Below are 22,648 nucleotides of genomic sequence, written 5' to 3'. Positions count from 1 at the left end.
CTAAGTTACCAAAGCTTTGTGATAGACTTAGCGAACTTTGCGTAAACCTTTGCGTCTTTGCGGTAAAGTCTACGCAAAGTTTAATCACATTTCTATATGAAACCTGAAACTTGAAACCTGAAACTCGAAACAAAAAACCTATATTTGATTATTGCTAACAAAACCAAAACCATGAAACTTTTTACATTTCTCCTTTCTCTTTTCACCTTAACCCTTTTCGCTCAAAACAATAAAAAATATGAGACTTTCTTTGAAAAAGGAAACGGAAATCAATCCGCTACGTATCAGGAAACGATTCAATATTACAAACTTTTAGCGCAAGATTTCCCAACGATTCAAATCAAAGAAATGGGACTAACCGATTCCGGAGAGCCTTTACACATGATCACTTACAATCCTGAAAGAGAGTTTGATTTTGAGAAAATTCAAAAGAACAAAGCCGTGCTTTTTATCAATAATGGCATTCATGCCGGAGAACCTGACGGAATCGATGCCACCATGCAATTCTACAGAGATCTGGCAACAGGAAAAATAAAAGCCCCAAAAAATACCGTCTTGGTTACCATACCCGTTTACAATATTGGAGGTGCACTAAACCGAAATTCGACCACAAGAGCCAATCAGGATGGTCCTGAAATTTATGGTTTCAGAGGAAATGCCCGCAACTACGATTTGAATCGTGACTTAATGAAATCCGATACGCGAAACACCAAAAGTTTTGTAGAAATTTTTCAGAAAATAAATCCCGACGTTTTTATTGACAATCATGTGAGTAACGGTTCTGATTATCAATACAAACTAACCTATATCATGACGCAGCACAACAAACTGGGAACCGTTTTAGGTGATTTTATGAATACCCAAATGATGCCGGCTCTGGTAAAAGATTTACAGCAAAAGAAAATTGAAACAACCCCATACGTAGATTCGTTTAAAGACACTCCGGACAAAGGTTTTGGTCAGTTTGTGGATAGTCCACGATATACAACGGGTTATACTTCACTATTCAACACCATTGGTTTTGTGGTTGAAACACACATGCTGAAAAAATATGCCGAACGTGTAAAAATGACTTACGAATACACAAAATCTACTTTAGATTACACCGATGCGAATTACCAAAAAATAAAAGATTTAAGAGTAAAGAATTTAGAACAATACCAGCCTAAAAAATCTTACACTTTAAAATGGGAGCTGGACAGCACCAAAGCTACCACCTTTCCGTTCCTGGGTTATGAAGCAGCTTATAAAAAAAGCGAGGCTACAACCGGAAATCGCTTGTACTACGATCGAAGTAAACCGTATAAAAAAGACGTACCTTATATCAAAGAATTCAAATCAGTAAAAGACGTTGTTATACCTTCTGCTTATATCATTCCACGTGGTTACTGGAATATAATTGACCTTTTGAAGAACAACAACATCTCGTTTACCCAACTTAAAAACGACACCATCATTGAAGTGGAAAGCTATAAAATTGCCGATTTTAAAACCGTCCCGTCTGCATACGAAGGACATTATTTACACCGAAATACGACTGTAACTTCTAAAATCGTTAAAGTGGCTTTCGCCAAAGGAGATTATATCGTGCCAACCAACCAAAAAGGTGTAAAATATATTCTGGAAGCCTTTGAACCCGAAGGTGTTGATTCGTTCTTCAACTGGAACTTTTTTGATACCATTTTACAGCAAAAAGAACATTACTCAAGCTACATTTTTGAAGATACTGCGGCTAAACTCCTAAAAGAAAACTCAACTTTAAAAGCCGAACTGGAAAATAAAAAACAAACTGATCCTGAATTTGCTAAAAATCCGGAGGCGCAATTAGACTGGATTTACAAACATTCGGCCTATTATGAAAAGGCGCATTTGCAGTACCCTGTTTATAGGGTTTTGTAGTTTTTTTTTAACCGCAAAGAGCGCCAAGTTTTCTTTATTTTTTTAAGTGTTAAAAAAAATAAAGATCGCAAAGCTTTGCGAATGAAACTTTCTTAAAATTGAAACTTAATTTTTTAAGATTTATAAATTATGAAGTACAAACTCTTCCTAGATAAATACAAACTCAAAAATAGGCTGAAAGCCCAAAAAGCAACAACGTAGTGCAACGCACTACGAATTAAATTAAACGCAAACATTGCCCTGAAAGGGCAAAAGCAACCCAACCCAAAGTATTTTCTAAAAGAGAACTATTCAACTTTTACAAAACACCACACAAAACTTCGGAAACATTTTTTCGTTGAGATTAGACTTTCGTATCTCTACAGTCAAATAATATTTACAATTCTTTTGTACTCTTCTACGCTACACCATTGCTAAGATTCTTCTAAAGTTAGAGGTTTTAAACATTGATGATTGGTCCTGATTGATCAAAAAACATGCAGATTATCAAACAGTTCGTTTATATTTGTTAAAACTATAACCATACCATTAAACCAATTTAAACCAAAAACCATAATGAATACCTCTTTTTATCTCGAGGACTTTCAAAAAGCCGCCGACCGTATAGATCGAAAAACATTAGACGAAAAATCAATCGAAGTTGCAGTTGGTCTATACTTAGACTCCGTATTCCTGAAACTGTACAAAAGATCATGGTCAACCAATCCGCAGGAAGCACTGACAGCCGAATCACGAATTTTCTTTTCAATTTGGGTGAATGACTCTAGTATCGAAAAGCAAAAAATGATGTACAACATCCACGCTTTAAAACTTAGAAAATTTAAAGTTTATACTATCGAGAGTCGAAAATTTGCCGAAGTCTTCAGGAAATTATTTAAAAAACATGAAGCAAACTGGCCAAATGTAACTACAAATCATGGCCCGCTAACCCTAATGGAAGGCTGGGTTACATTGAACTCCGAAAACTTTCAGGAAGAGATTACAGAACTCACTCATAAATTCTTAAAAATTGAGTACCTAATCGACGATGCTTTCTATCAGTTTGAATAATCGATAGTAATAAAATTTGCTCGTGAACAGGTCTATTTCAAGGCTCAAAATCCTAAAAAAAAACGCATCACGAGCAAAAATTTAAATTTTAATTTTTGTACTGGCTAAACCTTCTTACTGGCTATTTTCGTCTTTAATACCTTTTAGTAAAGCATAAATTGCCATTGCATGTCCTTGTCCTAATTCGTAATCCGCTTTAAGCCAGTTCACAATATCTCCGGCTTTTACTTCGGGTTTGAGTTTTCCCTCCTGAGTGAATGCTTTTTGTTCTGCTAAAGCTCTAAATTCGGCCGGACCATTGCCTGTTTTCTCTTTGATTGTTTTTAAATACGCTTGAAATGACATAAAAGTTCGTTTAGTTGATTAATAGACAAACGAAAATACAATTAAACCGAAATATTACCAAGATTATTCTTAGCTTTTACTGCAAAAACAACTATAAGTAGGGAACAGAATCCGGCTACCTAAACACCGTCGATAGCACGATGACATACCTATTATTATAAAGTGCTAAAAAAATACCAGAAAATGATGAGGTAGTACTATTTTCTATAACTATCCGCTAAACGAATTACTAATTCAACAAAGCATATTTATGACACGGATTAAACGGATTTACTTCGTAAAAACGCGGATTAAAACAGATATACTACTCTTAATTTTTTAGACAGATTAATAAAAAATCCGTTTTAATCTGCATATGATTAGACAGATATTAACGAATATCGATATAAAAAAATCTCTATAATCTGTTTTTCATTTTTAAAAATTAGTACAAGTAATGAATAGCCGTACTTTTTTCCCTTACTCTACTTTAATTTCGCTTTCCTCTTCAAATAACAACTTAATGTTTTCGTAAGAGTTTTTCAAAGCTTCTTTTATTTGTTCCGGATTTAACCACGCTACTTTTTCAATCCCTTCTTCAGCCTGACCATGAGGAGTCCCTTCAAAGTCAGTATGCATTTCAAACCAATGCGTGATTTTAAGTTTGTACTTTCCGTTACGCTTAAAAACATGATACGTCTTTTGAAGTTTATTGGTAATACGAAGCTGACTCACGCCTGTTTCTTCTTCCACCTCACGAATAGCCGTAGCCTCAATTTCTTCCCCCTTCTCGATTCCGCCTTTAGGCAAATCCCACTTTCCATTTCTGAAGATAAATAAAACTTCACCTCTTTTATTGTACACAAAACCTCCCCCAGCTTTACTTACAGGAATTTTTGCTTTTAAGGTCTTCATAATCTCCTTTTCGTCAGGATGATACAAATAAGCTTTTTGAATTTTATTTTGAAAGATTTTCACTATAAGCTGCTCGATATCAATACTCTCTAACAAGAATAATTGAAAATTAGTCTCTCTCGAGATTTCATTTGTCAAAAAAAGTGGTTTGTCGTTCACAAAAACTTTATACATTTGTACTATGATTTTTAATAAAGATACTGCCGAAAAAACAGCCGAATTGCTTTTGCAAATAAATGCAATTAAATTGAATCCCGAAAATCCTTTTACATGGGCTTCAGGTTGGAAATCTCCTATTTATTGTGATAATAGGTTAATTCTTTCATTTCCAAGCATCCGAAATTACGTTCGTGATGAATTTGCGAAAAATATAGAAAAACAATTTGGAAAACCGGATGTTATTGCCGGAGTTGCTACCGGAGCAATTGGAATTGGAATTCTTGTGGCCGAAAGCCTTGGATTACCATTCGTATATGTGCGTCCTGAAGCTAAAAAACACGGAAGACAAAATCAGGTAGAAGGTTTTTTACAAAAAGGTCAAAATGTTGTCGTAGTAGAAGATTTAATCAGTACAGGAAACAGTAGTTTGATGGCTGTGGAAGCTTTACGCAACGAAGGAGCTAATATTAAAGGAATGGCAGCCATTTTTACCTATGGTTTTAATGTTGCTGAAGAAAACTTTAAAAATGCTAATATTGATTTGTATACGTTAAGCAATTACGAAAACTTATTGGATCTAGCGGTTCAAAAACAATACATCAGCGAAGAACAACAATCTACCCTGCAAGAATGGAACGTGAGTCCATCCACCTGGGGACAGGAGTAATTTTAGATTTTAAATTTTCTAAAAGTCGCTACGCTCCTTTTGGAATTTGGGATTTACAAATTGGAATTTATTTAAAAATCCCTAACGCCCTTTGTGGTTAAATAAAAATTAAAAAACCAAATTAATATATGAACTTAGAAAGTCCAAAAGTTACCGTTCAGAAATCAGCTCAGGATTTATTTGACTTATTGACTGACGTAAAGAATTTCGAAAAATTAATGCCGGATAACATTGCTAAATTTGAAGTAATTGGCGAAGACGCTTTTATTTTTGGCTTGAAAGGCATGCCGGAAATAAAACTTAAAATGAAAGATAAAACCGCACCAAGCAAAATTGTTTTGGGAGCTGCGAGCGATAAACTTCCATTTACCTTAACTTCAAATATTGACACCGTTTCTGATTCAGAAAGTGCGGTTCAATTGTTTTTTGAAGGAGAATTCAACGCTATGATGGCTATGATGATCAAAGGACCAATCAGCAAATTCATCGAAACTTTAGCAAATAATATGACTAAACTTTAATAATGATGAATTGTTAATTGTGAATTATAAATGAAAGCCTGATTTAACGATCAGGCTTTTTTCATTTTTATATGTAAGAAAATCTCCAAACCTTCGACCCCTTGTAATTTTACCCCCTTTTAAACCTCTAGAAAAACCTTAGAACCTTAGCAACTCAGAACCTTCTAATAAAGCATCTGAATCTCCTTAATATCAAACTCAGAAACGGAATCGTCTTCTAACAGAATTTGAATCTTACCCACAGGGGACACCCCTTGAATAATTCCCATGAAGTTCTGATTCTCGAGGTTCCTAAACGGCATTGGAACACCTTTTCGGAACAATGAATTAAAATAAACAGACCATAAGTATTTAGCATCAGCCTCCCATATCCTTATTTTTTCCTTCATTTTCGCTACAATCAAATGCGGTAAAAGTTCTTTCTCAAAACGACTACCCGAAATCACTGCTAACGAAGAAGCATTTGGCAATTCCTCAAAATTAGTCTGATTAACATTTAAACCCAAACCAACGACTGACACAATCCTGCCATCACTTTTAAGGGTATTTTCAATAAGTATGCCACCAATTTTCTTATTGTATGACATAATGTCGTTTGGCCATTTTATACTTAAATCAGGAATATTTAGAGATTTTAGCACTTCGATTACACTTAAAGACACTATAACACTAAGATTAAAAACATGCTCATTATGAAAGACAAAATCTCTCACCAAAACACTCATAATTAAGTTTTTACCCACCTCAGATTGCCACTTAGCTCCCATCTGCCCCTTGCCTTTTGTCTGATTTTCAGCCGTTACTACCGTAAAATTTTCCAGTTCATCCTGACTTGACAAAGATTTAAGGAAATCGTTTGTAGAATCTATGGCATCGAGTTTGATTAGTTTCATTTAAGTAATTTAAATAACTTAATTTAATATTTTGTTAAGGTTCAAAAATAATCACAAAATTTGGTAACTTTACAAATTCATATAAAATAATTCATGGCGAAAAAGACTGTTAATAATGATGTTCTATTGGCGAACATAATCAAAGGGATTGAAGAAGTAAAAGGAAATGATATCGATATTCTTGACTTAAGAGAAATAGACACTGCAGTTTGTGACTATTTTGTCATTTGCAACGGAAGTTCAAATACCCAAGTTAATGCCATTGTAAATTCAATTCAAAAAACTGTATCAAAAGATTTAAAGGACAAACCCTGGCATGTAGAAGGAACCGATAATGCGGAATGGGTTCTTATGGACTATGTACACATTGTTGTGCATGTTTTCCAAAAACACATTCGAGAATACTACAACATCGAAAGCCTTTGGGGTGATGCCAAAATAACTACAATCGAAAACAAATACTAAAGAAAATTTCTTCTAATGGCTAAAGATAATAATCCAAATCCGAGTAAATTTAAAATAAGTCCCTGGTTAATATATACTGCAATACTTCTGGTTTTTTTATTTATAAGTTTTGCAACCGGTGGATCTAACTTAAGCGAACCTGCTCAATTAACTTCTTCTAAATTCAATACTCTATTAGAAAAAGGACAAATTGAAAAAGTAATCGTTTATAACAAAGCTGAAGCTGAAGTATATTTAAACGCTGCGGCTCTTAAAGACGCGGCTAATAAAAAAGTGGCTAAAGATATTTTTGAAAGACCAAATAAAGGTCCACATTATACTTTAGAAATTGGTAACGATCAAATCTTTCAAACAAAACTTGAAAAAGCAGTTGGTGAAGGAAAACTGAAAGACTTTAATTTCTTACAGAAAAACAACTGGAGCGACATTTTAATTAGTCTGCTACCAATCATCATCATTATTGGTGTATGGATCTTCATTATGCGTAAAATGTCGGGAGGTGCCGGTGGCGGTGGCGGACAAATTTTCAACATTGGAAAATCGAAAGCTAAATTGTTTGATGAAAAAACAGACATTAAAACTACTTTCAAAGATGTTGCAGGTTTAGAAGGTGCAAAAGAAGAAATACAAGAAATTGTAGAATTCTTAAAAAACCCTGAGAAATACACTAATCTTGGAGGAAAAATCCCAAAAGGAGCTTTATTAGTAGGACCTCCGGGAACCGGTAAAACATTATTAGCAAAAGCAGTTGCAGGCGAAGCTCAGGTTCCATTCTTCTCGCTATCAGGTTCAGATTTCGTTGAAATGTTTGTAGGTGTCGGTGCATCACGTGTGCGTGATTTATTCAAACAAGCCAAAGAAAAATCTCCTGCTATCATCTTTATTGACGAAATTGATGCCGTTGGTAGAGCAAGAGGAAAAAGCAATATGTCAGGCGGAAATGACGAAAGAGAAAACACATTGAACCAATTACTAACAGAAATGGACGGTTTTGGTACAAACTCTAACGTAATTGTACTGGCCGCAACCAACAGAGCTGATGTACTAGACAAAGCTTTAATGCGTGCCGGACGTTTCGACAGACAAATTTTTGTCGACTTACCGGACATTCGTGAAAGAGCTGAAATTTTCGCAGTTCACTTAGCTCCTATCAAAAAAGTAGAAGGTCTTGACCTTGATTTCTTAGCCAAACAAACTCCTGGTTTCTCTGGTGCTGATATTGCTAATGTGTGTAACGAAGCTGCATTAATTGCTGCACGTAATAACAAAACAGCTGTAGACAGACAAGATTTCCTTGATGCTGTGGACAGGATCATTGGCGGACTTGAAAAGAAAAACAAAATCATTACACCGGAAGAAAAAAGAGCTATTGCTATTCACGAAGCTGGTCACGCGACTGTAAGCTGGATGTTAGAGCATGCCGCACCACTAATCAAAGTAACTATTGTTCCTCGTGGACAAAGTTTAGGAGCAGCCTGGTACCTACCGGAAGAAAGACAAATCGTCAGAACCGATCAAATGCTGGACGAAATGTGTGCTACTATGGGCGGAAGAGCTGCTGAAAAAGTTACTTTTGACCGAATTTCGACCGGAGCATTGAGCGATTTAGAAAAAGTTACTCGTCAGGCCCGTGCTATGGTAACAATCTATGGTTTGAATGATAAAATTGGAAATGTTACTTACTACGATTCAAGTGGTCAAAGCGAATACAATTTTTCAAAACCATATTCTGACGAAACTGCAAAAATCATTGACAAAGAAATCTCAGAATTAATTGAAGGTCAGTACCAACGAGCTATTGAAATTCTTGAAGAAAACAAAGACAAGCTAAATCAGCTAGCTGACATATTAATTGAAAAAGAAGTTATTTTTAAAGATGACTTAGAAGCTATCTTCGGAAAACGCACTTTTGATAAAAATTTAGAAGAAGTGGTTTCATAGATAATTCAGTAAATATGTAATATTTTTTAAAATCTTAATTCAAAACACCCTTTTGAATTAAGATTTTTTTATCTTTGAACGTTTTCAATTAACATGTAAAGTATTTCATATAAAATGAATTTTTTCAAAAAAATATTTGGTTCCAGCGAGCCTGCTTCTGATGAAGAACATGAAAGTGAATACGGGGCAAACCAAGCTCCTGACAGTCATTTATCTATAGATGAAAGATTCATTTTTAATTTCAAGAAAAATGGAGGTAAGTTCTTATATTGTGAAAACAAACAAGAGGTTGCGGAACAATTTGAGAACATTTTAGAAGAAAACGACTGGTTCGAAAACGAAGTACTGTGCTATGAACCGGCACTTTTTAGTTTACTGGAAGAAAATAAATTACTTTATCTTTCGCCAAGAAACCCAAAATTTTTACTTGCCACTTGTGAGAATCTGATTGCCGACGAAGGTTCTATTTTATTTTCATCTAAACAAATCAGACAGGACAAACCAAACGAATTACCTGCAAACATTGTTATTATTGCTACAACAAGTCAGATACTTTCCATCAAAAGTGATGGATTAAGCGCCATCAAACGCAAGTACGAAAGAGACTACCCTACTAATATTACCACAATAAAATATTTCGAAAAAGCAAAAGAAGAAGACTTTACGCAATACGGAAGTGTTGCCAAAAACTTGTATTTATTGCTCTTAGAAGACCTTTAAGATGAACGAAACACTCAAGAGAACCATTTCTGGTGCTGTTTATATCGCTTTATTACTAACTTCTATTCTGTTTTCTACCGAAAGCTTTATTATTCTCTTTGGCATCTTTCTGATTATTGCCACTTATGAATTTTGTAATTTAGTTGGAATCAATAAAATATTTTCGATTTTATTTGTTTCACTTTTCTATAGTACCGTAGCCTTAATCAGTTTTTACAAAACCGAAACTGAAAACTACATTAGCAAAACAATTAAAGAAAATATTATAATTACGGTCGATACTGAAAAGCTTTTTTCAGCACTGCTCCTCATTACTCTGATCGTATCTGTAAAATGCATCGTATTTTTATTTGATGACACACAAATCATCAGTAAAGCATCCAAATATGTTTATCTACTTGGATATGTAACACTCCCTTTTCTTTTTATCACTAAAATTTCATTTGGTATCAAAGATTACAATCCAAAAATCATCATCGGATTATTCGTTTTAATCTGGACCAATGACACCTTTGCCTATTTAGTTGGAAAATCAATGGGAAAACATAAATTGTTTGAACGTATTTCACCTAAAAAAACAATTGAAGGTTTCCTTGGCGGAGTAGTTTTCGCTGCCTTTGCCGGATTTTTAATCTCAAAATTATACATACAGCCAAAAGCAGATTTTAGCTCTAAATCTATTCTTATCTGGATGATTATTGCTTTAATCGTAAGTATCTTTGGAACTATTGGGGATTTGATTGAATCCAAATTCAAAAGAGTTGCCGGAGTAAAAGACAGCGGTTCCATCATGCCGGGTCACGGAGGCGTATTAGATCGACTAGATAGTGTTATATTTGTAGCACCAATTATATTTTTATTTTATCAAATTTTATATTATGTTTCATAAAGAAGGAGGCCCATCCATTTTGTTAGGTACTGTTTTCGCAGTAGCTGTACTTTTAATTGCTGAAAAATTCATTGATATCAATTGGCTAAGAATATTGGTTCAGATAGCTGGTTTATTAGTATTAATTATCATTCTGCAATTTTTTAGAAATCCAAAAAGAATCGCAATCAGAAACAGCGATCACATTCTTGCTCCGGTAGACGGAAAAGTTGTGGTTATCGAAGAAGTTTATGAAGGAGAATTCTTTAAAGACAAACGTCTTCAGGTATCTATCTTCATGTCACCGATTAATGTACACGTTACGCGTTACGCGATGGACGGTATTATCAAATTTAGCAAATACCACCCTGGTAAGTTTTTAGTTGCCTGGCATCCAAAAGCAAGCGAAGAAAACGAAAGAACAACGGTTGTAATCGAAAATGAAACTTTCGGACAGGTATTGTACAGACAAATTGCAGGAGCTTTGGCACGTAGAATTGTAAATTACGCTAAAGAAGGTATGCAGGTTGTTCAGGGTACAGATGCCGGATTTATAAAATTTGGTTCAAGAGTAGATTTATTTTTACCTTTAGGTACTCCAATCAATGTAGTATTAAACCAAAAAGCAATTGGTGGAAAAACCATCATCGCTACAAAAGCTTAATGACTGAAAAAGATTTAGATACTCGTTTTTCAGAGGCCGTTGAGACCGCTTTAAAAATGACTCAGGCTACGCTGCCGCAAGACGTGCAGTTAAGACTTTATGCCTATTACAAACAAGCTACTTTTGGGACAGCCGTGTACAATCAATCTGATAATTTTGATTTACGAAATGCTTTCAAAACAAATGCCTGGATGCAAATAAGTCATCTTACTGCTGAGGAGGCCAAAGAAAACTATATCGCAATCATTAATTCACTAACATCAAAATAACTAACATTATGAAGAAAAACATTGTTCGTTTTAGCATTTTGGCTTCATTCTTTCTATTATTTTCATGTAATGACAATAAGCTAACTGAAGTAGTTGAAGTTCCTTTGCCAACAAAAGAAGAAAAAATCACCATTGGATCCCCAAATGATGTAAAAGCAGACCCGGGTTCTTTTGAATTGACAAAACTGCCATTTTCTTATGATGCCCTGGCCCCTGCAATAAGAACTCTTACTCTGGAAACACATTATTCAAAACATTATTTAACCTACACCAACAATTTCAACAAAGAAATTGTAAATACTGAGTTTGAAAATCTGCCTATTGAAGATATTCTTAAAAAAATGGATCTTAGCAATGCCAAGCTTCGTCAAAATGCGGGAGGATACTACAATCATACGCTTTATTTTAATATCCTGACACCAAAAGAACAAACCCCAAAAGATACTTTGGCAGGTTCTATCAATAAAGAATTTGGTTCTCTCAGTAATCTAACCAGCCAGTTCAAAGGTCAGGCAACCAAACAATTCGGATCCGGATGGGTTTGGCTGATTGTTGACAAAGCCGGAAAACTTCAGATAACAACTACTGAAAATCAGGACAATCCTTTAATGAAAAACGCTCTGATTCCCGGAACCCCAATTTTAGGAATCGATCTTTGGGAACATGCTTATTATCTGGATTACCAAAACAGAAAAGGAAGTTATATTGATGCTTTTTATCAGCATATTAACTGGGAGAAGGTAAACGAAAATTACATCGAGGCTTTGAAGAAAGTCAAAAAAGTATAAATCATAAAAAAGCTGATACCATTTTAAGTCTCAGCTTTTTTTATGTCTAATAACCAGATAAAATTACATAGAATAGAAGATATTCTTGTTTAAAATATGTTCTGAAAGAGCTTAAGCAAGAACATAGTGCAAAGCACTATGATAAGAAAAACAAACTATCTAGCCCTGTAAGAGCAAAGATTAATCTTCAGTAAACCGTTCTTAACAAGTTTACTCTACAACAATTCATTAAAAATATACAATCTGTCTCTTTGCAGAAAAAAAACAAACTTTGTGTGTGTTTGCTTTTACCCTTTCAGGGTAACAATCAATTTTAATTTCCCCCATAGTGCGTTGCACCATGCTGATGCTTTAAAGGCTTTCAGCGTTTTTTTTTAGAGATATCTCACAACTACTTCAATTCAAAAATAAACGACTCCGAAGGCATTATTTTCACCCTCACCACTCCTTCAGCATTACTTACTTTTAATTGCGCGGTATTCTTCCCGTACAATTGATCTTTAAGACCGTACACTCCATCTCTCAGGTTCCATTTTGCAATAATATCCGAAGGAATCTTCAAATCAAATTCACTTGTTTTTTCTGAAGAAAAATTAGTCACAATAATCAGTTTTTGATGCTCTGACCAACGTACATAAGAATAGATTAAATCGTCATAATCTATATTATTTTGACGATTTACAGTTTGAATTTCCTGAAAACTTCCCATTAAAGCCGAACTTTTAAGCGAGAAATTCAACAATCTCTTATAAAAATCTCGCAGCTTCTTTTCCGAATCCGAAAGCTGTCCTCCATCAAACTTCCCTTCATTCATCCAACGCTGATGATTTGGCACTCCGATGTAGTCAAATATCGATGTTCTGGAACGCGCACCAAAACCGGCATTTTCATTTGCTGCTTCACCTACTTCCTGTCCAAAATAAACCATGGTTGGCGAGCTGCTAATTGTTGTAGAAACCACCATTAACGGCTTTCCGCGTTCGGGAGTTCCTGCAAATTCAGGACTCGCTAATCGCTGTTCGTCATGATTGTCTAAAAAATGAAGCATATGGTGTTCAATATCTTCCATTCCTTTCCGAATATCCGATAATCCATCAGGTAGTGATTTTCCACGAATAACATCTTTCAACTTATCGTAAGTTTCGACTTTATCATACAGATAATCCATTTTTCCCAAACGGATATAATTGCGATATTCTTTTGGATTGTAAACTTCTGCCAATAAAAAGGCATTCGGATTTTTCATTTTAATTGCCGAATTCATATAACTCCAAAATTCGTACGGCACCATCTCAGCCATATCATAACGAAAACCATCTACTCCTTTGTCAATCCAATACAAAGCAATAGACCTGAATTTCTTCCAGGAATCCGGAACATCCTTGTCCTGCCAAAAAGCAAAATGCTCCTGATACGATTTTTGATCAAAACCCTCAGGAAGTTCAGTAAAGTCTTTTGTTCCATCAGGGCGAATTCCATAATTTACTTTTACGGTTTCATACCAGTCGTTTTGATCGGGCTTTGCTTTTCTCGAACCATTACCGGTCCATTTAGCAGGATTCTCATTAAATACCCCGTCAATAAGTACATTTTTTTCTCCATTTAACGGAATATCTCCACTTGGTATTTCAAAATGATTGTTTGGGATATAGTAAAAATTATTATCTCGTTTATACTCCATACTCACATCATCATCGGCTCCAAAATCTCTTACTCCCGCCGGATTACTTTTACCTTCATATTTTCTTGCAATATGATTGGGTACAATATCAATAATCAGCTTTAATCCCACTTTGTGCGTACGATCGATTAACGCTTCAAACTCCTGTAATCTGTTTGCCGGATTCACTGCTAAATCAGGATTTACATTGTAATAATCTTTTACAGCATACGGAGATCCTGCACGGCCTTTTACCACTTCCGGATCATCATCTGAAATTCCATACGCCTTATAATCCCCCACCAATGCATGATGCGGAACACCTGTATACCAAATATGGGTAACACCTAAATCCTTAATTTCATGCAGCGCTTTGTCTGTAAAATCATTAAATTTTCCAATACCATTTTCCTCGATCGTCCCCCATGGCTTATTAGTGGTGTTTTTATTTCCAAACAAACGCGTAAAAACCTGATAGACCACAATCTTAGTGTCTTTAGGACTCTTTTCTTTACTTGTATTCATTTTTAGATCTTTGGTTTTACAGGCCGAAAACAGCAGAACCACAGCAAGTCCCGCAACAAAAAATTTCTTATTTATCATATTTACGTTATAATCTGATTGATCTTCAAACCGGAAATAATATTCCTGATTCTGAAAACCATTTCCTAAATTTAGACTAATTTTTAAACTCAGGAAAACCTAAAAATCATTTTTGCATAAATAGCGATACAAAATCACCTACTACAACGTAAGAGTACTGGGTTTTGTTGATAAATTAAGCTCAAAACCAAACGAGCATTTTTCCATCAAATTGATTTAGATTTTTTCATTTGAACCTATCAGTCCATTCAAAAAATCCGTACTAATAAATTAATCTTAATATCCATAAAGGTTCTAACCTTTTTCATAAATTTGACAAAAATTTAATCCATTGAAGAAATTACTATTTTTCATATTCTTTTGTTTGCTTTTTTTAAGCGCACAACACCTTTTTGCTCAAAAACCGAAAACAATAATTGTTGAAAATGCTGATTTTCAAGAAATCAACGAAAACGAAATCCCAGGTGCTTTACTGCTAATCGGAAATGTAAAAGTAAATCATGACGGAGTCGTACTGACCTGTAATAGAGCTTATTTCTTTCAAAAAGAAAATTATCTTAAAGCTTTTGGAAATGTACAATTGGTACAAGGTGACACCTTATTTCTAAACAGTAAATATGCCGAATACAGCGGTAATGTAAAAAAAGCTTTTGCAACCGGTGATGCTGTCATGAGTTCGCCTGATGCCACTTTAAGTACGGATACGATAAACTTTGACCGAAATATTCAGCAGGTATTTTACAACACCAAAGGAACTATCATCAACAAAGACAATACATTGGTTAGTAAATCGGGAAGGTATTTTGTGGCTGAGAAAAAATTTCAGTTCCTGACTGCCGTTACGATTACCAATCCGAAATATGTAATCAAATCAAATCACTTAGATTATTACAGCAATTCAGGACACTCCTATCTACTTGGCCCTTCAACCATTACCAGTAAATCTAATTATATTTATACAGAAAGGGGATTTTACGACACCAAGAAGAATCTCGCACATTTTTTACGGAAATCTTACATCAAATACGATGATCGTCTCATAGAGGGGGACAGTTTGTACTACAATCGAAATATTGAATTTGCCTCTGCAACCCGAAATGTAAAAATCACGGACTCCATCAATCGCGGAATTGTAAAAGGCCATTATGCCGAGATTTATAAACTTAAAGATTCCATGTTTGTAACCAAAAGAGCCGTAGCCATTAATCTGGTCGAAAAAGATTCAGTTTACATTCACGGAAAAAAATTAATGGTTACCGGAAAAGAAGGTGAACGTATTCTAAGAGCCTATAACAATGTACGATTCTACAAAATTGACATGAGTGGAAAATGTGATTCCATTCATTCAAATTCCAAGACTGCATTGACCAAACTAATTGGAAATCCAATTCTTTGGAATGGGGAAAGTCAGATAACCGGAGATGTCATGCATCTTATTGGCGATAAAAACACTAAGAAGTTAGACTCTTTAAAAGTCCTCAATAATACTTTTATAGTCTCACGGGATACCCTCGGAACTGGCTACAATCAGGTCAAGGGGCTCAATTTATTTGGAAAATTCAGGGACGGAAAACTGCATGATGTCGACGTGATCAAAAATACTGAAGTAATCTATTACATGCGAAATGATGAACATGAGCTGATTGGAATCAATAAAAATGTAAGCAGTAAAATCAATCTGATTATCGAAAATAACGATATTGAAACGATCACCTTTTTCAACAAAGTCGACGGCGATGTATATCCTGAAGCCGATTTACCAGAGAATGCACGTAAACTAAGGGGGTTAAGATGGCGAGGTGACGAACGAATAAAATCGAAAGACGATATCTTTACCGCTGAAGAAAATGAAATGAACGATAAACTCATTAAGGAAGGAAAAGACGAAGAATCTAAAGATAAAAACGTACCTCTAAAAGTAAGAAAAGAAACCCTGGATTACGGCAAAAAGAAACCCGCAGTGAAAACCACTGTAAACTCTAAGGGTAAAACTAAAAAATAGTTTTCAGTTTTCAGTCGCAGTTTTCAGTTGGCAAAAACTGAGACTGCAAACTGACACTGAACTCAGAACCTTAGAAACTAAGCAACTTAGAATCTCAAAAAAAATGAATCCCGACTTTATAAAATACCAGGCACAAACTTCACCTTATCCGCTAGGAATGGAAGTTTCACATGCTATTGGCTCGTATATTTACGACACTAATAATAAAAAATATTTAGATTTTGTAGCGGGTGTTTCCGCCTGTACGCTTGGCCATCAACATCCAAGAGTGAATCAAGCAATCAAAGATCAGTTGGACAAGTATTCGCATGTCATGGTTTATGGCGAATATTCACAAAGTCCGGCTGTAGAGTACTGCAAACTCATGGCTTCACTCCTGCCTGAATCACTTAGTAAAACCTATTTGGTTAACTCAGGAACAGAAGCAATTGAAGGAGCTCTGAAGTTAGCCAAACGAGCCACGGGACGCAGCCAGCTTATTTCATGTCATAATGCTTACCATGGCAACACTATGGGATCTATGAGTGTTATGGGTTTTGAAGAACGCAAACAAGCCTTCAGACCTCTTCTTCCCGATGTTGATTTCATTACCTTTAATAACGAAGAAGATTTACAAAAAATAACGACCAGAACTGCGGCTATACTTTTAGAAACCATTCAGGGAGGTGCCGGATTTATTGAGCCTCACGATAATTTTCTGCAAAAAGTCAGAAAACGTTGTGACGAAGTTGGCGCTATGATGATCGTTGATGAAATCCAACCTGGTTTTGGCAGAACAGGAAAACTATTTGGTTTTCAGACGTATGACGTTGTTCCTGATATCGTGGTTATGGGAAAAGGTATGGGTGGCGGAATGCCGGTAGGTGCTTTTACAGCATCAGCAGAGAAAATGGATCTGTTAACCGAAAATCCTAAATTAGGACATATTACTACTTTTGGAGGTCATCCTGTCATTGCGTCAGCATGTCTTGCAACTTTGAAGGAATTAACTGAAACAAACTTAATGGAAGAGACCTTAGAGAAGGAAAAACTCTTCCGATCACTTTTGGTACATCCTTTGATAAAGGAAGTTAGAGGAAAAGGATTAATGCTTGCCGCCATGACTGAAACTGCCGAAATTACCAATCAGGTTATTTTGAACTGTCAGGACAAAGGGCTCATTTTATTCTGGTTGCTGTTTGAAGGATGCGCGATACGAATAACTCCACCTTTAACAATTTCTGAAGAGGAAATCAAAGAAGGTTGTGCCATAATCTTAAACGTTATGGATGAAATCCTAAAAAAGGAGCAAGAAGTTTAATTAAAACAAACAGGATAGGAAATTCCTATCATTAGATAAAATAATAACTCCCTACTCTTCTCATAAATCAGAAGATTAGGACTAAAAACAGAATCAAAATTCTGTCCATATTGTTAATTAAATTGTTCAAAACAATTAATTTCCTTTCCCCACAGCAATAATATGGTTGCCTAAATTTATAACAGGCTAATTTCAAATAAAGACAGTATGCAATTAAGCAACGAAGAAGAAGATTATAACCTATCCCTATCCAAATTTGAGTCGATGTTAAAAACAAACAAAGTACTCTTTTTTGATTCTGAAGAATTCGAAGAAATTATTCTTCATTATTTAGACATAGGTAAGGCTAATTTAGCAAAGAAGGCCCTGAAACTTGCATTAGACCAACACCCAAAATCTACAGGCTTAAAATTAGTACAAGTAGAAATGCTGGTTTACGACGACAAACTGGAAATCGCCGAAAAACTCTTGAATGAGTTGTATGCAATCGAACCTAACAACGAGGAAATTTACATTCAGAAAGCGAATATCTGTTCTAAAAGAGATCAACACGAAAAAGCGGTAGAATTACTTAAAATCGCCCTGCAATTTACAGACGATTACGCCGACGTGTATAACTTGATTGGAATGGAATATCTATTTATGGACAACCTCGAGATGGCAAAAGACAGTTTCATCAAATGTCTTGAAGAAGATTTAGAAGATCAGTCTGCTCTTTATAACGTGGTGTATTGTTTTGAATTTTTAGATCAAAATCAGGAAGCCATTGTTTATCTTAACGATTATATCAACAGAAATCCATACAGCGAAATTGCCTGGCACCAGCTTGGACGTTTGCATTATGGGGTAAAAGAATACGAAAATGCCATTCGCGCTTTTGATTATGCCACACTTATCGATGATGAGTTCCTTGGCGCCTTTATGGAAAAAGCGAAAGCCTACGAGCGTTTAAAAAAATACAACGAAGCGATCGAAAGCTACAACCGTACCATCGAGTTAGATGACGCTACCTCCTACGCTCTTTTACGCATTGGAAAATGCTATGAAAAACTTGGGAATTTGGTAAAAGCTTTACAATATTACAATCAGACAGTACATGAAGATCCACTTTTAGACAAAGGATGGATTGCTATTACTGATTTTCATATGCGCCAGAAAAATTTTCAAAAAGCGCTATTCTTTGTCAATAAAGCATTAGCAATCGACAACCAGAATCGTTTGTACTGGAAGCGTTACGCGACGATCAACAAACAAATGAACTTTTTTGAAGAAGCTGAATTTGGATACAGAAAAGCAGTAGAATTTGGAGATTATGCATTGGATACCTGGTTATTTTGGGTTGATATTCTTCAGTTTTTAGGAGAATTTGACAGCGCCATTCAAACTTTATTGCAGGCAACCGAGTATTTTCCGGAAGAAAACGAAATCGAATACCGATTGGCCGGATTGTATTTTATGACTCAGGACACCACTAAAGCTAAATTTCACTTAAGCAATGGTTTGCGTTTAAACTTTGACAATTACATTCTAATCGAAGATTTATTCCCGGTAGTCTGGTCAAAGAAGACAGTTAAAAATTATATTGAAAAACATAGAAAACAATAATGATTGATACTTTAAGAAGACGTTTTGGCTTATTGGGCCGTAATATTAGTTACTCTTTTTCAAAAGGATATTTTACAGAAAAATTCAGTGATGAAGTTTTCGCCGGCAACAGCTACGAAAATTTCGACATCTCTGAAATTAACTATTTCACTGAGTTGGTGAAAAACAATCCTGATTTAAAAGGTTTAAACGTTACAATTCCTTACAAAGAACAAGTCATCCCCTTCTTAGATAAACTTTCAAAAAAAGCAGCCTTAATTGGTGCTGTAAACACGATTAAATTTACCAAAGGTGGAAAATTAAAAGGATACAACACCGATTACTACGGCTTTAAAAAATCATTAGAACCACTGCTTGAACTTCACCATAAAAAAGCACTTATTCTGGGAACAGGAGGTGCTTCAAAAGGAGTGGCATTTGCTCTTGACGAATTGGGCATACTCTATACTTTTGTTTCCAGAGAAGCCAAAGAAAACATTATCGATTACAACTTAATTAACGCTACTACCTTTGATAATTTTCAGATTATCATTAACTGTACGCCAGTCGGAACAAGCCCTAACACAGAAGCTTGTCCTGATATCCCTTATGAGTTTTTTACAGACCGACATATTGCCTACGACCTAATTTACAATCCGGCAGAAACGGAATTCTTAAAAAGAGCCAAAGAAAAAGGGGCTGTAATTAAAAATGGCTACGATATGCTTATTTTTCAGGCCGAAAAAGCATGGAAAATCTGGAATAAGTAAAAAAACTAAAACAATACTCATTAGATACACCTTAACCCGACAGTTTTTTGAAACCTGTCGGGTTATTTTTCTTACACAACACCTTCTCGATTTCTCAGTTTCCAATCAAAATAAAACTAACAAAGCTACCTTCCAATATCATTTTACTTTTAATTTTCTAAAAATTCCAGCAATTCAGAATTTAAATTAACTTCAAGAAATCTCCAAAAAAGCCCCTATCATATCTTTAAATTAAAGCAATAATTAAGAATTTCACCGTAAAATAACGTATAAACAAACGATTTATTTTGTAGTTAGAAACACCTTTACTATCTTTCGCTCTCTTTAAAATAAAAACCTTATACATTAAAAATGTTAGAAGAAAAGAATGATAACCTGCAAGAAGCAGACGGAAAATTAGAAATCGACATTAACGATTCTACTGAAAATAATGCAATCGAAACGGCTGATACCGATGCAGTAACTGAAAATACAATTTCAAATGATGAGATTGAATCAGAAAGTACTGTTGAAACGCCAGAAGCCGATCATCAGACTGCATTAGATGCCATAACCAGTTCAAATGCCGAAGAAAGTGAAGATGAGACGCTTAAAGAGCGTCATGAAATTCCTATGCAGGATTATGATACTTTTTCTTTGGATGCACTTGTTGATGAATTAAAGAAACTGATTAATACAGACAAAGTAATGTCTGTAAAAGATCATATCGAAGAAATCAAGAAGTCGTTTTTATTACAATACAATCATTTTATAGAAGAGAAAAAAGAAGAGTTCAATGCTTCTAAACAAGATCCGAATGAAGAATTCGAATACCACTCTCCTTTAAAATCTAAATTTGACGAGTATTACAATGTTTTTAGAGAAAAAAGAAATGCTCATTTTAAGCATTTACAAACTAATCTTAAATCAAATTTAGACAACAGGCTTGCCATCGTTGAAGAGCTTAAAGAGCTTATCAATCCGCAGGAAAACATCAAGGATACACTTAAGCATTTTAATGACTTAAGAGAAAGATGGAAAAATGCAGGCGCCATTCCGAAAGACAAATACAATCACGTTTGGAACAATTATCATTTTCATGTAGAGAATTTTTACGATTACCTGCATTTAGATCGTGAGGCGAGAGATTTGGATTTCAAGCACAATCTGGAACAAAAACAAAAAATAGTAGCCCGCGTTGAAGAATTGGTTAATGAAACTGACATCAGCAAGGCATTCCGTGAATTACAGGATTTACACAGAATCTGGAAAGAAGATATCGGACCGGTTTCTAAAGAGCACCGTGATACGATCTGGAACAGATTTAGTGAACTGACTAAAAAGATTCACGACAAAAGAGAAGTTTTGTTTGAAAGCCAAAGAGCCAACGAACAAAATAATCTTGAAATTAAAAAAGAAATCATTGCCAAAATTGAGGTTTTAGGAACCGAGAAAGTAAACTCTCACTCTCAATGGCTGGTACAGATTCAAAAAGTAGAAGCGCTAAGAAATGAGTTTTTTGCTGCCGGAAAAGTGCCTTCAGAAGTGAATGAAGAAACCTGGGCTGCGTTTAAAACTGCCGTTAGAAACTTTAATGCTTTTAAAAATTCATTTTACAAAGACATTAAAAAGGATCAAAACGACAATTTAAACAAAAAAATGGCTCTTGTAGCAAAAGCTAAAGAACTACAGGAAAGCACTGACTTTACAGCTACTACTCCGATCATGAAGCAAATTCAGGAAGAGTGGAAACAAATTGGTCACGTTCCTAAAAAATATTCCGATAAAATCTGGAAAGAATTTAAAGATGCGTGCAATCACTATTTTGATAAATTAAAAGAGCACAAATCAGAGGAAAACGTTGATGAAGTGGCTGCTTTTGATAACAAAAAAGCTTACCTGGACATCTTAAGAGCTTACCAGTTAACAGGTGATCACAAAACAGATCTGGATGCGATTAAAGCACACATTGAAATCTGGAAAGGCTACGGAAAAGTACCTTTCGCAAGACGTCATATTGAAGGGAAATTCAATAAAATTTTAGATGCGCTTTTCGAAAAGTTAAGTCTAAGCAAAAAAGAAACCGAAATGATGCGTTTCTCTAACCGAATTGACTCTTTATCTGATAGTAACGATACTCGTAAATTAGACAACGAGAAGATTTTCTTAATGCGTAAGATTGAAGAAGTTCAAAACGAAATTTTCCAGTTGGAAAATAACATTCAGTTCTTTGCCAATACAAAAAATGCTAAAAAAGAAAACTCAATTGTACTTGAGGTCCGCAAAAACATCGCCATTCACAAGGAAAGCTTAGAAGTTTGGAAAGAAAAACTAAAGCAATTGCGAAACTTAAATCAAGAGTAGATTAATTACTCTGATGATAGGTCGAGAGAAATCAAAACCACTTAAACATAAAACTGTAGTGATTCATTTCATTGCAGTTTTTTTTTTATTTTTAACCGCAAAGGGTGCAAAGTTTTTTAATTTAGATTGTGTTGGCAAACGCAAAGTTCGCAAAGCTTTATCTACACAAAGCTTTGCGAACTTTGTGCAATATATGGCACAGTTTATAAAAAAGCCTTGCGCCCTTTGCGGTTAAATTCATTC

20 protein-coding genes are annotated in these 22,648 nt (G+C 35.0%); 16 read left to right on the top strand and 4 right to left on the bottom strand.

Going from position 1 to position 22,648, the window contains the following annotated elements; translation table 11 throughout:
• Positions 1-171: 171 nt before the first annotated feature.
• Together ACAM30_RS16465 and ACAM30_RS16460 are read left to right on the top strand one after the other, a co-directional pair.
• Positions 172-1,899, top strand: a complete 1,728-nt coding sequence (locus ACAM30_RS16465) for a M14 family metallopeptidase (protein WP_369615668.1) — start codon at positions 172-174, stop codon at positions 1,897-1,899.
• A 555-nt stretch (positions 1,900-2,454) separates the two neighbouring features.
• Positions 2,455-2,949 (top strand): hypothetical protein, encoded by a 495-nt coding sequence (locus ACAM30_RS16460; RefSeq protein ID WP_369615667.1) that lies wholly within the window; start codon positions 2,455-2,457, stop codon positions 2,947-2,949.
• A gap of 114 nt (positions 2,950-3,063) precedes the next feature.
• Here the strand turns inward: ACAM30_RS16460 and ACAM30_RS16455 are convergent, their stop codons facing one another.
• Together ACAM30_RS16455 and ACAM30_RS16450 are read right to left on the bottom strand one after the other, a co-directional pair.
• On the bottom strand, positions 3,064-3,294 hold the full coding sequence (locus tag ACAM30_RS16455) for a DUF4287 domain-containing protein (protein ID WP_264523566.1): 231 nt from the start codon (positions 3,292-3,294) through the stop codon (positions 3,064-3,066).
• A gap of 459 nt (positions 3,295-3,753) precedes the next feature.
• On the bottom strand, positions 3,754-4,362 hold the full coding sequence (locus tag ACAM30_RS16450) for an NUDIX hydrolase (RefSeq protein WP_264529689.1): 609 nt from the start codon (positions 4,360-4,362) through the stop codon (positions 3,754-3,756).
• A 7-nt stretch (positions 4,363-4,369) separates the two neighbouring features.
• Between ACAM30_RS16450 and pyrE the strand changes: the two genes are divergently transcribed.
• Both pyrE and ACAM30_RS16440 read left to right on the top strand, forming a co-directional pair.
• Positions 4,370-5,014 (top strand): orotate phosphoribosyltransferase, encoded by a 645-nt coding sequence (gene pyrE / locus ACAM30_RS16445; protein ID WP_202704426.1) that lies wholly within the window; start codon positions 4,370-4,372, stop codon positions 5,012-5,014.
• Between the two features lie 128 nt (positions 5,015-5,142).
• Complete coding sequence (locus tag ACAM30_RS16440; RefSeq protein WP_369615666.1) at positions 5,143-5,535, top strand: SRPBCC family protein; 393 nt, start codon at positions 5,143-5,145, stop codon at positions 5,533-5,535.
• A gap of 164 nt (positions 5,536-5,699) precedes the next feature.
• Here ACAM30_RS16440 and ACAM30_RS16435 read toward each other — a convergent pair whose 3' ends face one another.
• A complete protein-coding gene (locus ACAM30_RS16435) occupies positions 5,700-6,428 on the bottom strand; it encodes a biotin--[acetyl-CoA-carboxylase] ligase (RefSeq protein ID WP_369615665.1) in 729 nt (242 codons plus the stop codon).
• 93 nt (positions 6,429-6,521) lie between these two features.
• Between ACAM30_RS16435 and rsfS the strand changes: the two genes are divergently transcribed.
• From rsfS to ACAM30_RS16400, 7 genes are all read left to right on the top strand, one after another.
• Complete coding sequence (gene rsfS / locus ACAM30_RS16430; RefSeq protein ID WP_017496527.1) at positions 6,522-6,893, top strand: ribosome silencing factor; 372 nt, start codon at positions 6,522-6,524, stop codon at positions 6,891-6,893.
• Positions 6,894-6,908: 15 nt separating this feature from the next.
• Complete coding sequence (gene ftsH, locus ACAM30_RS16425; RefSeq protein WP_369615664.1) at positions 6,909-8,834, top strand: ATP-dependent zinc metalloprotease FtsH; 1,926 nt, start codon at positions 6,909-6,911, stop codon at positions 8,832-8,834.
• A 114-nt stretch (positions 8,835-8,948) separates the two neighbouring features.
• Positions 8,949-9,554 carry a lactate utilization protein B/C gene (locus ACAM30_RS16420; protein WP_017496525.1) on the top strand — a complete coding sequence of 202 codons (606 nt, stop codon included), beginning with the start codon at positions 8,949-8,951 and terminating at the stop codon, positions 9,552-9,554.
• 1 nt (position 9,555) lies between these two features.
• The gene (locus ACAM30_RS16415) at positions 9,556-10,443 is read left to right on the top strand and encodes a phosphatidate cytidylyltransferase (RefSeq protein WP_369615663.1); all 888 of its coding nucleotides are present in this window, start codon (positions 9,556-9,558) and stop codon (positions 10,441-10,443) included.
• On the top strand, positions 10,433-11,086 hold the full coding sequence (locus tag ACAM30_RS16410) for a phosphatidylserine decarboxylase family protein (RefSeq protein ID WP_369615662.1): 654 nt from the start codon (positions 10,433-10,435) through the stop codon (positions 11,084-11,086). The genes ACAM30_RS16415 and ACAM30_RS16410 overlap by 11 nt, the downstream gene beginning before the upstream one ends.
• A complete protein-coding gene (locus tag ACAM30_RS16405; RefSeq protein ID WP_070906669.1) occupies positions 11,086-11,355 on the top strand; it encodes an acyl-CoA-binding protein in 270 nt (89 codons plus the stop codon). The genes ACAM30_RS16410 and ACAM30_RS16405 overlap by 1 nt, the downstream gene beginning before the upstream one ends.
• A gap of 8 nt (positions 11,356-11,363) precedes the next feature.
• Entirely contained in the window at positions 11,364-12,143 is a 780-nt protein-coding gene (locus tag ACAM30_RS16400; protein ID WP_369615661.1) for a superoxide dismutase, read from the top strand.
• A 391-nt stretch (positions 12,144-12,534) separates the two neighbouring features.
• On the opposite strand, the gene ACAM30_RS16395 is transcribed toward ACAM30_RS16400, so the two are convergent.
• Positions 12,535-14,406, bottom strand: a complete 1,872-nt coding sequence (locus ACAM30_RS16395) for an alpha-amylase family protein (protein ID WP_369615660.1) — start codon at positions 14,404-14,406, stop codon at positions 12,535-12,537.
• A gap of 364 nt (positions 14,407-14,770) precedes the next feature.
• Here ACAM30_RS16395 and ACAM30_RS16390 point away from each other — a divergent pair, with 364 nt between their 5' ends.
• The 5 genes from ACAM30_RS16390 to ACAM30_RS16370 all read left to right on the top strand — a co-directional run bounded on the left by ACAM30_RS16390 (position 14,771) and on the right by ACAM30_RS16370 (position 22,405).
• The gene (locus tag ACAM30_RS16390; protein ID WP_369618660.1) at positions 14,771-16,408 is read left to right on the top strand and encodes an OstA-like protein; all 1,638 of its coding nucleotides are present in this window, start codon (positions 14,771-14,773) and stop codon (positions 16,406-16,408) included.
• Positions 16,409-16,511: 103 nt separating this feature from the next.
• Positions 16,512-17,708 carry an aspartate aminotransferase family protein gene (locus ACAM30_RS16385; RefSeq protein WP_369615659.1) on the top strand — a complete coding sequence of 399 codons (1,197 nt, stop codon included), beginning with the start codon at positions 16,512-16,514 and terminating at the stop codon, positions 17,706-17,708.
• A gap of 207 nt (positions 17,709-17,915) precedes the next feature.
• A complete protein-coding gene (locus ACAM30_RS16380) occupies positions 17,916-19,313 on the top strand; it encodes a tetratricopeptide repeat protein (RefSeq protein ID WP_369615658.1) in 1,398 nt (465 codons plus the stop codon).
• Positions 19,313-20,062, top strand: coding sequence for a shikimate dehydrogenase (locus ACAM30_RS16375; RefSeq protein ID WP_369615657.1), 750 nt, complete (start codon positions 19,313-19,315; stop codon positions 20,060-20,062). Before ACAM30_RS16380 ends, ACAM30_RS16375 begins: the two co-directional genes overlap by 1 nt.
• Positions 20,063-20,413: 351 nt before the next feature.
• Entirely contained in the window at positions 20,414-22,405 is a 1,992-nt protein-coding gene (locus tag ACAM30_RS16370) for a DUF349 domain-containing protein (RefSeq protein ID WP_369615656.1), read from the top strand.
• Positions 22,406-22,648 lie beyond the last annotated feature (243 nt).

Origin of the sequence: Flavobacterium sp. CFS9 (assembly GCF_041154745.1) — a bacterium.
GTDB lineage: Bacteria > Bacteroidota > Bacteroidia > Flavobacteriales > Flavobacteriaceae > Flavobacterium.
The sequence above is the reverse complement of the archived record's forward strand: the minus strand, read 5'-3'. Positions and strand labels throughout refer to the sequence as shown.

What these genes read in the sequence shown, in the direction of transcription:
- ACAM30_RS16395 (WP_369615660.1), bottom strand. Translation starts at nt 14,406, where the DNA reads ATGATAAATAAGAAATTTTTTGTTGCGGGACTTGCTGTGGTTCTGCTG.
- ACAM30_RS16465 (WP_369615668.1), top strand. Translation starts at nt 172, where the DNA reads ATGAAACTTTTTACATTTCTCCTTTCTCTTTTCACCTTAACCCTTTTC.
- ACAM30_RS16385 (WP_369615659.1), top strand. Translation starts at nt 16,512, where the DNA reads ATGAATCCCGACTTTATAAAATACCAGGCACAAACTTCACCTTATCCG.
- ACAM30_RS16455 (WP_264523566.1), bottom strand. Translation starts at nt 3,294, where the DNA reads ATGTCATTTCAAGCGTATTTAAAAACAATCAAAGAGAAAACAGGCAAT.
- ACAM30_RS16400 (WP_369615661.1), top strand. Translation starts at nt 11,364, where the DNA reads ATGAAGAAAAACATTGTTCGTTTTAGCATTTTGGCTTCATTCTTTCTA.
- ACAM30_RS16370 (WP_369615656.1), top strand. Translation starts at nt 20,414, where the DNA reads ATGTTAGAAGAAAAGAATGATAACCTGCAAGAAGCAGACGGAAAATTA.
- rsfS (WP_017496527.1), top strand. Translation starts at nt 6,522, where the DNA reads ATGGCGAAAAAGACTGTTAATAATGATGTTCTATTGGCGAACATAATC.
- ACAM30_RS16375 (WP_369615657.1), top strand. Translation starts at nt 19,313, where the DNA reads ATGATTGATACTTTAAGAAGACGTTTTGGCTTATTGGGCCGTAATATT.
- ACAM30_RS16380 (WP_369615658.1), top strand. Translation starts at nt 17,916, where the DNA reads ATGCAATTAAGCAACGAAGAAGAAGATTATAACCTATCCCTATCCAAA.
- ACAM30_RS16440 (WP_369615666.1), top strand. Translation starts at nt 5,143, where the DNA reads ATGAACTTAGAAAGTCCAAAAGTTACCGTTCAGAAATCAGCTCAGGAT.
- ACAM30_RS16420 (WP_017496525.1), top strand. Translation starts at nt 8,949, where the DNA reads ATGAATTTTTTCAAAAAAATATTTGGTTCCAGCGAGCCTGCTTCTGAT.
- ACAM30_RS16435 (WP_369615665.1), bottom strand. Translation starts at nt 6,428, where the DNA reads ATGAAACTAATCAAACTCGATGCCATAGATTCTACAAACGATTTCCTT.
- ACAM30_RS16415 (WP_369615663.1), top strand. Translation starts at nt 9,556, where the DNA reads ATGAACGAAACACTCAAGAGAACCATTTCTGGTGCTGTTTATATCGCT.
- ACAM30_RS16450 (WP_264529689.1), bottom strand. Translation starts at nt 4,362, where the DNA reads ATGTATAAAGTTTTTGTGAACGACAAACCACTTTTTTTGACAAATGAA.
- ACAM30_RS16405 (WP_070906669.1), top strand. Translation starts at nt 11,086, where the DNA reads ATGACTGAAAAAGATTTAGATACTCGTTTTTCAGAGGCCGTTGAGACC.
- ACAM30_RS16410 (WP_369615662.1), top strand. Translation starts at nt 10,433, where the DNA reads ATGTTTCATAAAGAAGGAGGCCCATCCATTTTGTTAGGTACTGTTTTC.
- pyrE (WP_202704426.1), top strand. Translation starts at nt 4,370, where the DNA reads ATGATTTTTAATAAAGATACTGCCGAAAAAACAGCCGAATTGCTTTTG.
- ACAM30_RS16460 (WP_369615667.1), top strand. Translation starts at nt 2,455, where the DNA reads ATGAATACCTCTTTTTATCTCGAGGACTTTCAAAAAGCCGCCGACCGT.
- ftsH (WP_369615664.1), top strand. Translation starts at nt 6,909, where the DNA reads ATGGCTAAAGATAATAATCCAAATCCGAGTAAATTTAAAATAAGTCCC.